General features: G+C 66.8%; 14 protein-coding genes and 1 riboswitch. Of the genes, 3 read left to right on the top strand and 11 right to left on the bottom strand.

Features of this window, described 5'->3' with window-relative positions:
* Positions 1–32 precede the first annotated feature (32 nt).
* From cobO to ACODSM_RS15405, 7 genes are all read right to left on the bottom strand, one after another.
* Positions 33–602 carry a cob(I)yrinic acid a,c-diamide adenosyltransferase gene (cobO, locus tag ACODSM_RS15435; RefSeq protein ID WP_015014792.1) on the bottom strand — a complete coding sequence of 190 codons (570 nt, stop codon included), beginning with the start codon at positions 600–602 and terminating at the stop codon, positions 33–35.
* 21 nt (positions 603–623) lie between these two features.
* Positions 624–1,430 (bottom strand): ABC transporter ATP-binding protein, encoded by an 807-nt coding sequence (locus ACODSM_RS15430; RefSeq protein ID WP_015014793.1) that lies wholly within the window; start codon positions 1,428–1,430, stop codon positions 624–626.
* Positions 1,431–2,513 (bottom strand): FecCD family ABC transporter permease, encoded by a 1,083-nt coding sequence (locus ACODSM_RS15425; protein WP_015014794.1) that lies wholly within the window; start codon positions 2,511–2,513, stop codon positions 1,431–1,433.
* Entirely contained in the window at positions 2,513–3,436 is a 924-nt protein-coding gene (locus tag ACODSM_RS15420; RefSeq protein ID WP_015014795.1) for an ABC transporter substrate-binding protein, read from the bottom strand. Before ACODSM_RS15420 ends, ACODSM_RS15425 begins: the two co-directional genes overlap by 1 nt.
* Before the next feature lie 165 nt (positions 3,437–3,601).
* A complete protein-coding gene (locus ACODSM_RS15415) occupies positions 3,602–4,195 on the bottom strand; it encodes a bifunctional adenosylcobinamide kinase/adenosylcobinamide-phosphate guanylyltransferase (RefSeq protein ID WP_488805887.1) in 594 nt (197 codons plus the stop codon).
* On the bottom strand, positions 4,192–5,574 hold the full coding sequence (locus ACODSM_RS15410; RefSeq protein ID WP_488805886.1) for a cobyrinic acid a,c-diamide synthase CobB: 1,383 nt from the start codon (positions 5,572–5,574) through the stop codon (positions 4,192–4,194). The genes ACODSM_RS15415 and ACODSM_RS15410 overlap by 4 nt, the downstream gene beginning before the upstream one ends.
* Positions 5,571–7,454: a TonB-dependent receptor domain-containing protein gene (locus ACODSM_RS15405; RefSeq protein WP_488805885.1), complete on the bottom strand. Its 1,884-nt coding sequence runs from the start codon at positions 7,452–7,454 to the stop codon at positions 5,571–5,573. Before ACODSM_RS15405 ends, ACODSM_RS15410 begins: the two co-directional genes overlap by 4 nt.
* 82 nt (positions 7,455–7,536) lie before the next feature.
* Positions 7,537–7,775, bottom strand: a riboswitch (cobalamin riboswitch).
* A 163-nt stretch (positions 7,776–7,938) separates the two neighbouring features.
* On the opposite strand from ACODSM_RS15405, the gene ACODSM_RS15400 reads away from it, so the two are divergent.
* From ACODSM_RS15400 to ACODSM_RS15390, 3 genes are all read left to right on the top strand, one after another.
* Entirely contained in the window at positions 7,939–8,163 is a 225-nt protein-coding gene (locus ACODSM_RS15400; RefSeq protein WP_015014799.1) for a hypothetical protein, read from the top strand.
* On the top strand, positions 8,160–8,537 hold the full coding sequence (locus tag ACODSM_RS15395) for a cell division protein ZapA (RefSeq protein ID WP_488805884.1): 378 nt from the start codon (positions 8,160–8,162) through the stop codon (positions 8,535–8,537). Before ACODSM_RS15400 ends, ACODSM_RS15395 begins: the two co-directional genes overlap by 4 nt.
* Before the next feature lie 405 nt (positions 8,538–8,942).
* Positions 8,943–9,758 carry a sulfite exporter TauE/SafE family protein gene (locus ACODSM_RS15390; protein ID WP_015014801.1) on the top strand — a complete coding sequence of 272 codons (816 nt, stop codon included), beginning with the start codon at positions 8,943–8,945 and terminating at the stop codon, positions 9,756–9,758.
* A gap of 60 nt (positions 9,759–9,818) precedes the next feature.
* Here the strand turns inward: ACODSM_RS15390 and ACODSM_RS15385 are convergent, their stop codons facing one another.
* From ACODSM_RS15385 to hemN, 4 genes are all read right to left on the bottom strand, one after another.
* Positions 9,819–12,263, bottom strand: a complete 2,445-nt coding sequence (locus ACODSM_RS15385; protein WP_488805883.1) for an EAL domain-containing protein — start codon at positions 12,261–12,263, stop codon at positions 9,819–9,821.
* A complete protein-coding gene (locus ACODSM_RS15380) occupies positions 12,260–13,564 on the bottom strand; it encodes a cyclic di-GMP phosphodiesterase (RefSeq protein ID WP_488805882.1) in 1,305 nt (434 codons plus the stop codon). The genes ACODSM_RS15385 and ACODSM_RS15380 overlap by 4 nt, the downstream gene beginning before the upstream one ends.
* Positions 13,565–13,785: 221 nt before the next feature.
* Positions 13,786–14,511, bottom strand: coding sequence for a sulfite exporter TauE/SafE family protein (locus tag ACODSM_RS15375; protein WP_488805881.1), 726 nt, complete (start codon positions 14,509–14,511; stop codon positions 13,786–13,788).
* A gap of 5 nt (positions 14,512–14,516) precedes the next feature.
* A complete protein-coding gene (gene hemN / locus ACODSM_RS15370; protein WP_488805880.1) occupies positions 14,517–15,899 on the bottom strand; it encodes an oxygen-independent coproporphyrinogen III oxidase in 1,383 nt (460 codons plus the stop codon).
* Positions 15,900–16,009 lie beyond the last annotated feature (110 nt).

The following is a 16,009-nucleotide window of genomic DNA, read 5'->3' as shown; positions in this document are numbered from 1 at the left end:
AAAAGCCAGGGGGTGGACACGAGGGCCGGGCCCTAGTCTTCAATGCCGCGCTGCGCAGGAATGCCAGCCTTGAACGCGTGCTTGACCATCTGCATCTCGGTCACGGTATCGGCCAGCTCGATGATCTCGGGCGGGCAGCGGCGGCCGGTGAGGCACACGTGCACGTCTCGGGGCCGCTCGCGCAGCGTCTGCAGCACGCCGTCGAGCGGCAGCCAGCCGTAGATCAGCGGATAGGTGATCTCGTCCAGCACCACCAGAAAATGCTCGCCCGACAGGATGGCGGCGCGCGCCTTTTCCCAGCCGTCGCGCGCGAGCTGGGCCGAGTGCTCCAGGTCCTTGCTCTTCCAGCTGAAGCCATCACCCAGGCCCTCGATGGGCAGGCCGATCTGCTCGAACATGCGGTGCTCGCCAAAGCGCGCGGTGGGCACCTTCATGAACTGGAAAATCTTCACGGCCTTGCCCCGGCCATGGGCGCGCAGCGCCAAGCCAAAGGCGGCTGTGCTTTTGCCCTTGCCGTCGCCGGTGTTGACGATGATGAGGCCCCGGCGTTCGCCTTCGGCCTTCTCGTAGCGTTTTTCGGTGGGGGCGGCTTCGATCTGCATAGCTTGTCTTTCAATCAGAGGTCATTGCTCCGCCGGGGTGCGGCGGGGCAGCAAACGGGGTAAGGCCAGCCACTGGCCCTCCACCGGGTGGATGGCAATGCGGTCGTCAAACACCTGCTCCAGCGCGCGGTGGGTGTGCGTGTCCTGGGTGGAGCCATGGTGGCACAGGCGGCCGGCTGCAACGATAGCCACATCGTCCGCCTGCAGCGCAAACGAGACTTCGTGCAGCACGCTGACCACCGTCTTGCCTTGGGCCACCAGCTCGCGCACCAGCAGCAGCCAGTCGGACTGGTGGGGCGGGTCCAGGTTGGCCAACGGCTCGTCCATCAACAGCACCTGGGCCTGCACGGCCAGCGCGCGGGCCAGCAACACGCGCTGGCGCTCGCCGCCGGAGAGTTGCGAGAGCGCGCGGTGGCGCCAGTCCCAGGCCTGCGTAGCGCGCAGGGCTTGCTCCACGGCGGCGTGGTCGGCCTCGCTGGGGGGCGACAGCCAGGGCTGGTGCGGCAGGCGGCCCAGCATGGCCACGTCGTACACCAGCAGGTCATCAGCGGCCACCTCGTTCTGCCCCAGCCACGACAGCGCCCGCGCCCGGTCGCTGCGGTGCCAGGCGGCCAGCGGGCGGCCCAGCAACTGCACGCTGCCCGTGCAAGGCAGCAGGCCCGCCAGCGCCCGCAGCAGCGTGGACTTGCCGGCGCCGTTGGGGCCGACGATGCTCGTCCAGCGGCCCGCCGCCAGGTGCAGCGTGATGCCGTGCAATATGGGGTGTTTTCCGATGCTGGCGCTGATTCCCTCTGCGCTGACAGCTATGTTTTCAGGAGCATTGCGCATTTACAGCACGCCTCCTGGTCCGGTGCGCCGGTGCATCAGCCACAGCAGGTAGCCGCCACCCAGCACGGCGGTGAGCACGCCCACGGGCAGCTCTTGCGGCGCGATGAGCCCCCGCGCCAGCAGGTCTGCGCCGGCCAGCAGCACACCACCCATCAGGCTGGCCAGCCCCATCAGGCGGCCGTGCGGCACCTTGACCACGGCCCGCACCAGGTGGGGCGCGGCCAGGCCCACAAAAGCAATCAGCCCCGTCTGCGCCACGGCCGTGCCGGTGGCCAGGGCCAGCACCGCCACCAGCGCGGCGCGCAGCGGTGCCAGCGGCAAGCCCAGGCTGTGGGCCGTGGATTCGCCCAGCGCCAGCCCATCCAGCACCCGCGACAGCGCCCAGGCGGCCACCACACACAGCAGCCACACCCCGGCCATCAGCAGACACGAGGTCCAGCCCACAAAGCCGGTGGAGCCCAGCAAAAACGCCTGCATGGCCTGCAAGGAATCGGGCGACAGCAGCAGGATGAGTGAGGTGAAGGCGCCGAGCACCACGCCCACGATGACCCCGGCCAGCAGCAGGCGCAATGTGTGCTGCACGCCGCGCGCCAGCGCGAGCGTGAGCAGCACCGCCAGCACGGCCCCGGCAAACGCCGCGCCGGTCAGGCCCAGGCGCACCAGCCAGTGGCCCGAGAACACCATGGCCACCGCCGCGCCCTTGGCGCTGCCCACCATGCCCGCAGCGCCGCCCATCATCGCCAGCGCCGTGGCCACGCCCAGAGAGGCGCCCGAGGCGCTGCCCAGCAGGTACGGGTCGGCCAGCGGGTTGCGGAACAGGCCCTGCGCCACGGCACCGGCCAACCCCAGCAGCGCACCGGCGCACCACGCGCCCAGCGTGCGTGGCAGCCGGATCTCCCACACGATCTGCCAGGCCATGTCCCGTGCGGCGTGGCCGGCGGGGTCGGTGCTGTGATCCCACAGCGCGGGCCACAGATTCTCCAGCCCCACGCTGCCCACGCCGGTGCCCAGCGGCACCATCAGCGCGCTGACCAGCAGCAGCAGGCCCGCCAGCCAGCGACCGCGCAGCACCACCGATCCCATCATGGGCGCACCGCCGCAGGCGCCTTGGCACCGGGCGCGGCCTTGCTGGCCAGGCAGCGGGCCATGATGCGCGCGCCTTCAGCCATGCGCGGGCCGGGCCGCACCAGCACATCGGCGTCTTCGGGCGGGAACACGCACAGCCGCTGCTCGCGCAGGGCGCGCAGGCTGCTCCAGCCCGGCCGCTCGGTCAGGCCCTCCACGCTGCGCGCGCCCACCATGATGAGGTCGGGGTCGGCCCGCACCACAAACTCGGGGTTGAGCTTGGGAAACGGCCCGAGCGACGCGGGCAGGATGTTGCGCGCGCCCAGCCGGGTCAGCGTCTCGCCAATGAACGACGAGGCCCCTGCCCCGTACGGCCCCCGGTTCACCTCGAAGTACACGCGCACGCCCCGTGCCGCTGGCGGCACGGACTGTGCGGCGGCCTCGACCGCTGCGTCGATATGGCGCCAGACGCGCTGGGCATCGGGCACGGCCAGCACCTGGCCCAGCTTGCCCATCACGCGCTGCACGTCGGCGTGGGTCTTGGGCTCCAGCGCCACCACAGCCAGGCCCAGCTGCTCCAGCCGGGCCGATGCGCGGGACGATGTGGCCATCAGCACCACGTCGGGCCGCAGGGCCACGATGGCCTCGATGTTGGGGTCCAGCCCACCGCCCACTTGCGGCAAGCGGGTGACGGACTCGGGCCAGTTGGAATAGCGGTCCACGCCCACCAGGCGGTGGCATTGGTCCAGCGCGCAGATCGTTTCGGTGAGCGAAGGCAGCAGGCTCACGATGCGCTGTGGCGGGCGCGGCAGCGTCACCGCGCGGCCCCGGTCGTCGGTGACCTGCACCGGCTGCGCCCGCGCCAGCCCGGCCATGAGCAGGCCCAGCACGATGAGGATGGCGATCACCCAGAGGATGCGGCGCACGGGGGTGGGTTTCATAGTTCTATCTCAGTGAATTCGTTGCCGCACAGAGCAATCCACCGCGCTCGAAACTGGCGCGATCCAGACCAGGGCCGTCGTGCAAGGGCCGCCCCGCCGCACAGACGGCGTTCCCCTCCCGCGAAGCGAGAGAGGGGGAAGGCGCGAAGCGACTCAGGGGGAGATTCATTTCAGTTTGAGAGGCAGGCCTGCGGCCATGAGCGTAACGCGGGGGCAGACCTGCGCCACCTGCTGGTTGAGGGTGCCCAGCGCATCCACAAAGGCGCGCACTTCGCGCCCCATCGGGATGACCCCCAGGCCTATTTCGTTGCCCACCAGAACAACGGGCCCGGGGGATTGCCGAATCGCTTCCAAAAACATAGCAGCTTGGGCATGCCACTCTAGCGCTTGCGCCTGTTTTTGCTGTGAATTCATGGTTTCGAACCCCAGCGGCATGGTCCACTGGGTCAGCCACAGCGTGAGGCAGTCCACCACCACCAGGGTGTGCGGCGTGCTCAGCCGCGTGAGGGCCGCAGCCACGTCGCGCGGCTCTTCCACCGTCTGTAGGCCGGGCACACGCTCGGCGCGGTCGTGCTGGTGGCGGGCGATGCGCTCGCGCATCTCGTCGTCCCAGGCCTGGCCGGTGGCGATCAGCACGGCGCGGTGGTCGGCAGACTGCGCCAGCCAGTCGCGCGCCAGCAGTTCGGCGCGGCGGGATTTGCCGCTCTTCTGGCCACCCAGGATCAGCTCGGTGGTGATGGAATGCGGGGCCGAAGTCATGCGTTGCCCCCACCGCCCAGCAGGTGCGCCACCGCCTCGGGGCTGGACGGGAACCACGCATGGAAGTAGCTGGCATGGATGCTGCCTTGCTGGTACAGCGCTTCGCCCGCGTCGGGCGCCACGGCCTCGTGGGGGCGCGCCGTGCGGGCCACCACGGGGGCGCTGCTGGCGCTGGTCGAATAGTGAAAGGTGTGGCCGCGCAGGGTGTGCGCAGCCACCGTCAGGTGCTGCGGCCCCAGCGCTGCCAGGCGCTTTTGCATGGTCACGCGGCCGGGCAGCAGGCCCCACAGCGGGGCCGTGCTGCCGTCCGCGAGGGTGATGGATTCAAACAGCGCCATCATGCCGCCACACTCGGCCCACAGCGGCTTGCCCGCCTCCGCATGGGCGCGCAGGCTGGCCTGCATGGTGGTGTTGGCCGCGATCTGCGCAGTGTGCAGCTCGGGGTAGCCGCCGGGCAGCCACACGGCGTCGCAATCAGGCAATGCGGCATCGTGCAGCGGCGAGAAGAACACCACGCGCGCGCCCATCTGCTCCAGGCACTGCACGTTGGCGGCGTAGACGAAGCAGAAAGCCGCATCGCGCCCCACAGCCACTGTGCGGCCTGCGAGCAGCGCAGGCACTGCAATCTTCGACGCGGGCGCAGGGAAGTCCACGGCCCAGCCCTGCAGATCTTCCAGCGTCATCTGGCCCAGCGGCGTGGCGGCCAGCGCATCGGCCGCTGCATCCAGCCGCTGGAGGCTGTCGTCCAGCTCGTGCGCGGCCACGAGGCCCAGGTGGCGTTCGGGCAGCAGTGCGGCACCGGCCTTGGCAGTTGCCGGAGCGTTGCCGGGCTGCACCCGCATCAGCGCACCCATCCAGTCATCGGCATCGTGCAGGCCGTCCCGCAGCATGTCGGCATGGCGCGCGCTGCCCACACGGTTGGCCAGCACACCGGCCCAGGGCAAGCCCGGCCGGTAGTGGCGCAGGCCATAGGCAAGCGCGCCAAAGGTGCCCGCCATGGCCGAGGCATCGACCACCGCCAGCACCGGCATCCCAAAGTGCCGGGCCAGGTCGGCCGCGCTGGGGCTGCCGTCAAACAGACCCATCACGCCTTCGATAAGGATCAGGTCCGAATCACGCGCAGCATCGTGCAGGCGCTGCGCGCAGTCGGCCGCGCCATTCATCCACAGGTCGAGCTGGTGCACGGGTGCGCCGCTGGCCAGCTGATGCCAGTGCGGGTCCAGAAAGTCCGGCCCGCACTTGAACACCCGCACACGCCGCCCCTGGCGCGCATGCAGGCGTGCCAGGGCGGCGGTGACGGTGGTCTTGCCCTGCCCGGAGGCCGGGGCCGCGATCAGCAGCGCCGGGCAGCGGGCAGCGGTGGTCGTCGCCAGGGTCACTGCGGCGCCCACTTCACACCGACGTAGACCGTACGGCCTGCGGTGGCGTAGGTGCGGGCCAGTTGGTAGTCCTTGTCGGCCAGGTTATCGATGCGGGCCAGCAGCGTGTAGTCGCGCGCAAGGCGGGTGCTGGCATACAGGTTGACCAGCGTGTAGCCGCCCAGCACGTTGGTGTTGGCCACGGTGTCGAAGCGGCGGCCCGAGGCCTGCACTTCGGCGCCCACGGTCCAGCCTGCCAGGCGCGTGTCGGCGCCAAAGGTGGCGTGCTGCTTGGCGCGGCGTGCCAGCTGCTTGCCGGTGTCCAGGTCGCGCGGGCGCTGCAGGTCGATGGAGCCGTGCAACTGCACGTCGCCCACCCGGTGCGAACCGGCAAAGGTCACGCCCTTGTATTCGGCCCGGGCGGTGTTGGCATAGCAACCAAAACTGGAGGCACAGGTGCCCGCGCCACCAAAGGAGATCAGATTGCTCACGCGGTTGCGGAACAGTGTGGCCGAGAAGGTGCTGTTGCCCTGGGCGTAGCGCAGCGCCACTTCGGCATTGCGGCTGCTTTCGGGGCGCAGCGTGGCCACGCCATATTCGCTGAAGCGGTGGTACAGCGTGGGCGCACGGAAGGCCGTGCCCACCGACGCCGTGGCGCGCCACTGCGGGGTGATGGCGTAGCCGTAGGCCACGCTGCCAGTGCTCTTGCCACCGAACTCGCTGTCCGAGTCGTGACGCAGATTGAGCTGCACCGTGTGGCCTGCAGCGTTGTAGCCGTAGCCCAGCGCCAGCGCGTCTTGCGAGCGTTTGGCGTCGATGGGTTTGTTCTCCAGCCGATCTTCACGGCGCTCCAGGGCCGCCGTGACCAGGTGCGCTCCCTGGCGCCATTCGTTCTGGAAGTAGTAGCCACGCAGGCGCGTGTCGCTCAGGTACGGCGAGGGGCGGGTTTCGTATTCGTCGCGCGAGTCGGTGATGGAAAAGCGCGTCTTGTAGGCACTGCTCCACTGCGCGATCCAGTTGAGGCCCAACGCGTGCATGGTGTGCAGGTTGCGGTCGTCCTTGCCCAGGCCGCTGTCGTAGCCGCTGTTGGTGTCGTTCAGCATGAGGGTGCCTTCGAGGCGATGCACTGCGTTCACCTGCAGGCCTACCCGCGCGTGGCCTGCCGTGCTGCGGTAGCCGTCACGGTCGGGGTTCTGTCCAACGATGGGGCGCGCGTTGAAGCCCTTGCTGTCATCACGCGCCAGTCCCAGGGCGTAGTCCAGCGTGCCGCTGGCACCACTGATCCCTGCCTCGAGCTTGGTGGTGTTGTGGCTGCCAACGCCCACGCCCACGTAAGGCGCCGTGCCGTTTTCACCGCGCTTGGTGAAGATCTGCACCACGCCGCCCAGGGCGTCCGAGCCATAGACAGCACCCGCCGGACCGCGCAGCACTTCAATGCGGTCGATGAGGCCCAGCGGAATGCTCTCCCAGGGCGCGCCACCGGTGGATTGCGAGTCGATGCGCACCCCATCGATGTACACCGCAGTAAAGCGCGATTCCGCGCCGCGCAGAAACACGCCAGTGGTGGTGCCAGGGCCACCGTTGCGCGAGAACTCCACACCGGGCAGACGGGCCAGCAAGTCGGCCAGACCGGTGGCGCCACTGCTTTCGATGGTTTCGCGGTCCACGATGGAGATGTCGGCCACCAGGTCGGCCAGCGGCTGCGGGGTGCGCGTGGCTGCCACCACCGTTTCAGACAACGACGGTGCGCGCAGGTTTTGCGCCAGCAGCTCGCCGGTGGCCGGGGCGGTCTGTGCGAAAGCGGCGCAGGCGCTGCCAGCCAACAGTGACAGCAGTGCCAGGCGTGGGGCGGGCAGGCGCAACGTCGCCACAGGGCGCGCACGAAGGGTACGGATTTTCATGGGGATCAAGGTCAACAAACAACCCGGGCCGGCCTCCCGCCAGCATGTGGGTGATACAGCCGCGCAGCGCCAAAAAAGGGCGCACGCAGCCACCGTGTTGGCCGGTATCCGGGCTGGCGGAACACCCCCCCAATGCCTTCCCAGGCGCTTGTTCAAGGCGCCCAGTGGCTTATGGATGGAGAGAGAATCGGGTGATTCGTCCGCTGACCGTTGCGGGGGCAGCGCAGGCTGGGCGGGTACCGGTGGTACGGCGCCTCCCTGCTTCCCGTTGAACTGCGGCATGTGAACCACGCCGCGAGCACCAACAGCGGGATTTTACGACCGTTTACAAGCGTCCTTTTTGCGGCAGAACAGGTAAACAACCCATCAGAACACCCGCGCGGCCAGTGATGCGCGGTGAGCTCTTCTGTGTTGCGTGTTGCACACCACTGCAGAACGGGGCCAAGGTCCGCTCGGTGCCACACAGCCTACAATCCGGGGCTGTATGGCAATACCGTCCCCCACCGACCAGATCGCCGAGCGCGTGGAACGCCTGCTGCTGCGACATGCAGAGTTGCAGCGCACCAACGCCCTGTTGGCTGATCAAGTTGCGGCACTGACGCAGGAGCGCGATTCGCTCAAATCCCGCTTGAGCGCCGCACGCGCCCGGGTGGATGCCCTGCTCGAACGCCTGCCCGCTGCCGCGCCGCTCACGAAAGAAGCCGAATGAAGCAAATCGAGGTGCAGATCCTGCAGCAAAGCTATCTGCTGTCCTGCCCCGAGGGCCACGAAAGTCGCCTGCTCGACGCCGTGGAACGCGTGGACACCGCCATGACGCGCATCCGCGATGCAGGCAAGGTCCGCGCACGCGAGCGCATCGCCGTGCTGGCGGCCCTGAACCTGGCTTTCGAGATCGCCGACCGCGAAGCGGCAGACCTTGCGGCCGCAACCCAGCCAGTGGCCACCCCGCCCGCAAGCCCCAGCCCCAACGTACCCATGGCGGGACACCAGGAAAGCCTGTTGCCAGATACCGACCAGCAGCGCCTGCAAAGCCTGGTCCAGCGCCTGGACGACGCTTTGGGCGATGACGGGCGCCTGCTCTAGACGCCTGCGTGTTGTGGGTGTGCTGAGCTACACCCGTCCTCTTACCCGTTCGTCACAGCCGCTTGCGGGCTTTACATGCCCCCGAGCGCACAGCGTCCGCTGGCAGCACCTACAATGGACGGGTCTGCGAAGCTGTCGGGCTTTATATTTCCTTGAACCAATGCTCATTGAGCTCGGGCTTGGTACATCGTCCGGTGAGCGTGATCATCTCGCGTCAGATGAACCCAACGCCAGGCTGCCCTCGCCCACCTGAACCCCCGGTTCAGGATGAGAGTTCGGTGGCATTCGCAGACACCCTCTTCCCCATGCCCTGTTATCGCAAGCACCCGCTGGTGCTTCCGTGACAGGGCATTTTCTCGCGGCTCCCCGCGTGCTCTGTGGTGCTTTCTTGACTGACATCCCGCCATGCTCGATCCCCTGCTGATTGTTGAACTCGGTGTGCTCGGCCTGGCCACAGGCTTTCTCGCGGGACTCCTGGGCATCGGCGGGGGCATGCTGCTGGTGCCGTTCCTGACCTACATCCTGGGCGCGCGTCAGGTGTCCCCCGACTTGGCGGTGAAGATGGCGATTGCCACCTCCATGGCCACCATCATGTTCACCTCCATCTCCAGCGTGCGCGCCCACCACCGGCGCGGCGCAGTGCGGTGGGATATCGTCACGCGCCTGGCGCCTGGCATCGTGCTGGGCGGGTTCATCGCCAGCCTGGGTGTGTTTGCGCTGCTCAAGGGCTCGTTTCTGGCGATCTTCTTCGCACTGTTTGTGAGCTTCTCGGCCACGCAGATGTTTCTGGACAAGAAGCCTGCGCCCACGCGCCAGATGCCGGGTGGCGCGGGTCAGGTGGCGGCGGGCGGCGTGATCGGATTTCTGTCGGGCCTGGTCGGCGCGGGCGGCGGATTTGTCAGCGTGCCCTTCATGACCTGGTGCAATGTGCCCATCCACAACGCGGTGGCCACCAGCGCTGCGCTGGGGTTTCCCATCGCGCTGGCCAACGTGATCGGCTACGCCATTGGCGGACAGAACGTGAGCGGCCTGCCTCCAGCCTCCCTGGGCTACATCTGGCTGCCAGCACTGGGCGTGATTGCGAGCTGTAGCGTGCTGACGGCCCCGCTAGGCGCCAAAGCGGCCCACAACCTGCCCGTCAAGCAACTCAAGCGCGTGTTTGCGTCGTTGCTGTTTGGCCTGGCGGCTTACATGCTGTGGAAAGGCGTTTCGGCCGCCTGAGGCCGATACAGAGGCGGACTCTCCGCAGTCCGCCGCGTCGCAACATCTGCGCGCTCGGCGTCAGGTGTTCAAAGGCCGGTGGCGCCCCTGGGCCTTGAGCGGCAAGGGCTTGCTCAGCAGGGCGCGGAACCGGTCGGCCGGCAGCCCGGGCGCGCACAAAAAGCCCTGGTAGTGCTCGCACTGCATTTGCTGCAGCACCGCCTGCTGGGTTTCAGTCTCCACCCCTTCAGCCACCACTTCGATGTGCATGGCACGGCCCATGCTGATGATGGCGCTGACAATGGCCCGGTCGCCGTCGTCGTCGGGCAGACCACGCACAAAAGACTGGTCGATCTTGAGCTTGTGGATGGGGAGTTTTTTCAAATAGGCCAGGCTCGAATAGCCGGTGCCGAAATCGTCGATCGCCAGGCCGATGCCCAGGTCCGCCAACACGCGCAGACGCTGCTCCATCTCCTGCGCGTCCTGCAGCAGGATGGTTTCCGTCAGCTCCAGTTCCAGCAAGGTGGGTGGCAACTGGTGCACCGCCAAGAGGCGCGTGATGCGGTCCACAAAGTCGGGCTGGCGAAACTCCAGCGCTGAAACGTTCACAGAAATCATGATGGGCGAGCCGCTGTGCATCCAGAGTGCGGCCTCGCGCACCGCCTGCTCCATCACCCAGGCGCCCAGTGTCACGATGTAGCCCGATTCTTCCGCCAGCGGAATGAACACTGCAGGGGATACCGCGCCAAACTCGGGGTCCGTCCAGCGCAGCAGCGCCTCGGCCCCGGTGATGCGCCCGGTCGCCATATTGACCTGGGGCTGGTAGTGCACGGCCATGCGCTGCAAACCCAGCGCCTGGCGCATGGCGTGCTCCATCTGCATGCGCGCGAGCAGGTTGGCGTTCATCTGCGGCTGGTAAAAGCCGTAGCTGCCGCGCCCACGCTCCTTGACCCGGTACATCGCGGTGTCGGACTGCTTGATCAGGTCGTCCAACGTAGCGCCATCCTGCGGGTACAGCGCAATGCCGATACTGCACTGGATCGAGAAGCCCATGCTGTCGAGCATGAAGGGCTTGAGCATGTCGTCCAGAATCCGGCGCGCCACACTTTCGGCCACCGATGCATCCCCCCCATGCAGGTAGATGACAAATTCATCCCCGCCCAGACGGCACAGCATGTCGGTTTGCCGCAAGCAGGTCTGCAGGCGTTCAGCCACCAGCTGCAGCACCCGGTCTCCAAAAGGGTGGCCCAGGGAGTCATTGATGATCTTGAAGCGGTCCATGTCCAGGAACAGGATCGCAAAGCCGGTGTCGCTCTGGCGCGCCCCCTGGATGGCGGTATCCACGCGTTGCGAGAGCAGCAAACGGTTGGGAAGACCTGTCAGTGCGTCGCTGTAGGCCAGCTCTTCAATGCGCTTTTGCGCGGCATGCTGCAGCGTCAGGTCGCGCATGAAGCCGATGCTCTGCACCAGCCGCCCTTCGTCATCACGCAGGGCCACCCACGACAGCTGCACCGCGCAGTAAGCGCCGTTGTCACGGGGCAGCCACAACTCCCCCTCCCAGAAGCCATCCTTGGCCCAGCCCTGCAGCACCTGCTCCATGAAGGAGGCGTCCGAGCCTCCTCCAAAAAGCGAGGCAGCCACACAGCCTTCAAAACCCTTGGCCGTAGGGCCGACCAGCCGCTCACACCCGGGGTTCATCCGCATGATGCGGTGCTGACTGTCGGCGATGAAGATCGCATCCAGGCTGGACTCAAACACGCGCGCGGCCAAGCGCAGGCTGGCTTGTGTCTCAGTCTGCCGGGTGATGTCCCGGAACGAATACACACGGCCCACCGCACGGCCCTGGCTGAACTGCGGCACCGTGCGCATCTCCAGCACCACGCCGTTGCGCAGCTCGACAATGTCGGTGCTCTCCTGCATGGGTTCGCGGTCGATGGCTGCCAGGCGCTCGGCATAGAAGCGGGGGTCCGACACCTGGTCCGCCATGAAGGCGTACACCGCCGCATCGTCGCGCTCCACCAGCAACTGGCGCGGCAGGTTCCACAGCTGGGCCAGACGCTGGTTGAATGCGCGCACACGGCGATCCAGTCCACACACCAGCATGCCATCAGCGGCAGAATCCAGCGTGGCACGCAGCTCGGACAACAGTGTCTCCAGTTCACGCTCAGTGGTCTCCTGGAGGCTGCGGTCCAGCATGGTCAGCAGCAGCACCGTACTACCACCCTCCCCCCAAGGCACACGCCGGACACAACGTTGCACCGGCACCAAGCTGCCATCAGCACGCAGCAAACTGGTATGGGCAGTCACGCCCTGCGCAATCACATCGACTGGCTCCGACCAGAACGCCAGCTCCTGGGGCGTGCTGGCCAAGTCCAGCACAGACCGCCCTCGCATGGCGGCGGCAGACAACCCGGTGAGGCGCGCGGCGCCTGCGTTGGCTTGCAGGATGTGTTGGCTGGCCTCATCCAGGAGCCACACGGCCTCCTGCAGGCCATCCAGCCACCCGAGCGATTGGAGATCGTTCACGCCGCAGCCTCGTCAGGGCCGGGACTGACCGCTCGCTCAAAAAAGTAACAGATCCGCTGTCGGGGTGACAGGTAGTCCAGCGCGTCACGCGGCAGTTGTGCGGGCTTAAGGCTGCGCCGTATGCCCAGTTCAGGGACAGTTTCCAGATCCAGGATCGGCGCTTCATCCTTGGGTACGCGCGGGTCGTGCACGATGACCTTGGGCCGCAACGGCCGCGACGAGTTGACCGAGGCCACGATGGCATACCGGTCATTGACCAATTGCACGATGGAACCGGGCGGGTAGACCCCCATCATGCGAATGAAAGCCCCCAGGACCACCGAATCAAAACGGGCCTTGAGCTGGGCAAAGATGACGGAAAGCGCCTCGTGGGGCGTCAGCGCCGTCACCCCCATCGCCGGGTTGCACATACGGTCGTACTGGTTGACCAGCGCCAGGACCTGGCTCATGCGCCCCAGATCGGGCCCCTTCAGACGCTGCGGAAAACCACTGCCATCGCACATTTCGTGGTGACGCGCCACGGCCGTCAGCACGGCATCCGCAAACCCCATGCGTTTGGCCAGGGCAACGGATTCCGCCACGTGGGTCTCGTAGCGTGTGCGCTCCATCGGGATCATGGACGGGGTGGGCTGGCGCAGATTGGGCGGCAGCTTGAGCTTGCCGATGTCGTGGATCAATGCGGCCACACCCAGATCGTGCAGCTCCTCGCTCTTCATGCCCAGGGATCGCCCCAGCAGCAGCGAAATCACCATCACATTGATCGGATGCAATCCGTTGCGCTCGCCCACGCCCTCGGACAGCAGCCGAATGACAGAGTCGCCGTTTTCCAGCAGTTCGGTAACACACCCCGAAACCAGCGCTTCCCCCTTGGCCCTGGCCTGGTCGGGGTGCTCGGAAACCGTGCGCTCCATGGACTGGTACTGACGGGTGGCTTCTGAGAAACGCTGATTGCAGGCGGCCAAGGCCCGGTTTTGTGCTTCCAGCAGCTCACGGCGACGCTGCGCCTCGGGGTCCACGACAGTGGCCGTCCCAGGCCCGGGCGCATCCAGGCCGTTGGGCGGTGGGGCTGTCATCTCGGGCACGCTCCAGGCAGCAGGCACCAGCTCCTGCAGTTCTGGATCGCTCTTTTTGGGGACGTAACGTACCTCGGTCAACCCCAGCTCGCGCAAGGTGGCGATCTGTTCCGACGACGCCACCCGGAAACTGCTGGTCGGGAACGGATGGTGCATCCAGCCCACGTCGAGCTGGATGTACATGCCGACACGCAGTTGGCTGATGTCGATGAGGATGGATGAGTTCACGTCAGGCGCACGATACATGGCGACATCAATGCCACCAATAGTTACGCAGATTATCACCAGTTCCAGTGACGTGGCGAAGAACCGGCAGACCGCGCAGCGATCCGGCAACACTTGGCAGAAATCGGGCCTGACTGGAGCACTGCAGCCCCCTGGGCTGAGGCATCGCCCCGCTTGGAACCACCGGGCGATTAAGGGTGACAGGACAAATCAGCGCCGCCCGCTCAGCGACACCAGAGCGATGGCTTGTAAATGAGATCCATCCACAATGCCCAGGCAGCGACCGCGCACAGCATGGCGCCTGCGGCCCTCGTGCCCCACTGAGCTCGCGCAAGATTCAGGCGATTGCGAAGGCTGCTCCAAGCCCAGGGGCCGCCCACCAGCCAGACCCCGCTGCCCACGGCAAACAGGGCCATGGTCAGGGCCCCCTCCAGTGGCCCTCCACTGAGCGCCGCGACCAACAGGGCCGAGTAGAGCAACCCGCAAGGCATCAGGGCCCACAGGACCCCCGCCGCCATCACGCCGCCTGGCGCTCCGACCAGCGGTCGAACACGCGCCCACACGGAGCGGCCAGCCTGTTCCACCCAGGCGGGCTGGCGCGACTGCACCATCATCATGAGCCCCCAGGCCATCACTGCCACGTGCATCAGCGTCCAGGCGGGACGCAACGCAGTGGTCTGCTGGGTCAGCCATGCCAGACTGTCCATGGCCATGGCTGCCAGTGCCCCGGCGCTGGCATAGCCCACCAGGCGCCCCGCATGAAAGGCCACGGTGCGCTGCAGTACGCCGCCACGCGGCGCCCAGCGCACCACCCGCTCGGCACTGCCCTCCGCCAGTGGCGCGCCGCCCTGCCCCACGAGCGCTCCACAGGGCGCGGAGCACATGGCCAGGCAGTGGGACCCGCCAGCGAGTCCCATGAGCAGAGCAGTCCAGCCGACCGTGGCAAGCATAGGTATCAGATGATGCGCGAAAACCGGGCGCGGTTGCGGTCTGCCTGCAGATAGCGGTCAAAAACCATGGCGATGCCCCGCACGAAGAACCAACCGGTCGCAGTCACTTCAATGCCCTCTGGCCCAACGCGCACCAGCCCTTGCTCCTGCATGCCCTCCAATTGGGCCAACTCCGCCGCGAAATACTGGCGGAAGTCGATCAGCCATGCCTGCTCCATCGGCTCGAACAGCAGTTCCCCCTGGCACATCAGGGCCATGATGGCCGCACGGCGCACCAGGTCGTCGCGCGTGAGCGCCAGCCCCCGCACCACGGGCAACCGCCCCTGGTCCAGAAAGTCGTAGTACTCATCCAGCGTCTTGGAGTTCTGGCTGTAGGTTGCCCCCACACGGCCAATGGCCGATACGCCCAGGCCGATCAAATCGCAGTCCGGCTGCGTGCTGTAGCCCTGGAAATTGCGGTGCAGGCGCCCCTGGCGCTTGGCCACGGCCAGGGCGTCGGTGGGCAGCGCAAAGTGGTCCATGCCCACGTACACGTAGCCAGCATCCATGAAGGCATCGAGCGAGCGCGACAACATGGAGAGCTTGCTCCCGCCCGTGGGCAACTCCGCAGAGATGATGCGACGCTGTGGCTTGAAACGCTCTGGCAGGTGCGCATAGGCATACAGGGCGATGCGGTCAGGCCGCAGTTGCGCCACCTGGGCCAGCGTGCGGTCAAAAGACTCGGGCGTCTGGCGCGGCAGGCCGTAGATCAGATCCACGTTCACCGAGTCAAAGCCCAACGAACGCGCAGACTCAACCAGCGCAAACACCTGTTCGGCAGGCTGGATGCGGTGCACAGCCTTCTGCACTTCGGCATCAAAGTCCTGCACGCCAAAACTCAGCCGGTTAAAACCCAGTTCAGCCAACAGTGCAAGACGCTCTGCATTGACGGTGCGAGGGTCCACCTCGATCGAGTATTCCCCCCCAGGCGCCAGCGTGAAGCTGCGCTTGAGCATGGCCATCAGCTCCCGCAGGCCCGCATCGGAGAGGAAGGTGGGTGTGCCTCCCCCCAGGTGCAGTTGACTCACCACCTGTCCTACGCCACAGTGCGCCGTGTGCAGGTCGATCTCGCGGCTCAAGTAGCGCAAGTAGACCTCGGCGCGGTCATGGTGCTTGGTGATGATCTTGTTGCAGGCGCAGTAGTAGCACAGGGATTCGCAAAACGGGATGTGCACGTACAGGGACAGCGGCATGGCCTTGGCCAGCGTGCCCGAGCGGCGCTGTTGCAGCGCCAGCACATAGTCTTCCTGACCAAACGCCTCCACGAAACGGTCGGCCGTTGGATAGGATGTATAGCGGGGCCCTGGCACGTCAAAGCGGCGCAGAAGGTCTGGCGAAACAGCAGTCATGGGGAAATTTCCTTGCGTACACCTTGACTGTGCCGTAGGCTCTGGGACATGTCCTTGACCTGCATCAAGTGAACCCGCAAGCGATACGGCGACAATTTGATGAAGGTCAG

The organism is Acidovorax sp. FG42 (assembly GCF_057809195.1).
The sequence above is the reverse complement of the archived record's forward strand: the minus strand, read 5'-3'. Positions and strand labels throughout refer to the sequence as shown.

Excerpts from the sequence above, each read along its gene's own strand:
- cobO (WP_015014792.1), bottom strand. The coding sequence starts at position 602 with ATGCAGATCGAAGCCGCCCCCACCGAAAAACGCTACGAGAAGGCCGAA.
- ACODSM_RS15430 (WP_015014793.1), bottom strand. The coding sequence starts at position 1,430 with ATGCGCAATGCTCCTGAAAACATAGCTGTCAGCGCAGAGGGAATCAGC.
- ACODSM_RS15425 (WP_015014794.1), bottom strand. The coding sequence starts at position 2,513 with ATGGGATCGGTGGTGCTGCGCGGTCGCTGGCTGGCGGGCCTGCTGCTG.
- ACODSM_RS15420 (WP_015014795.1), bottom strand. The coding sequence starts at position 3,436 with ATGAAACCCACCCCCGTGCGCCGCATCCTCTGGGTGATCGCCATCCTC.
- ACODSM_RS15415 (WP_488805887.1), bottom strand. The coding sequence starts at position 4,195 with ATGACTTCGGCCCCGCATTCCATCACCACCGAGCTGATCCTGGGTGGC.
- ACODSM_RS15405 (WP_488805885.1), bottom strand. The coding sequence starts at position 7,454 with ATGAAAATCCGTACCCTTCGTGCGCGCCCTGTGGCGACGTTGCGCCTG.
- ACODSM_RS15400 (WP_015014799.1), top strand. The coding sequence starts at position 7,939 with ATGGCAATACCGTCCCCCACCGACCAGATCGCCGAGCGCGTGGAACGC.
- ACODSM_RS15395 (WP_488805884.1), top strand. The coding sequence starts at position 8,160 with ATGAAGCAAATCGAGGTGCAGATCCTGCAGCAAAGCTATCTGCTGTCC.
- ACODSM_RS15390 (WP_015014801.1), top strand. The coding sequence starts at position 8,943 with ATGCTCGATCCCCTGCTGATTGTTGAACTCGGTGTGCTCGGCCTGGCC.
- ACODSM_RS15375 (WP_488805881.1), bottom strand. The coding sequence starts at position 14,511 with ATGCTTGCCACGGTCGGCTGGACTGCTCTGCTCATGGGACTCGCTGGC.
- hemN (WP_488805880.1), bottom strand. The coding sequence starts at position 15,899 with ATGACTGCTGTTTCGCCAGACCTTCTGCGCCGCTTTGACGTGCCAGGG.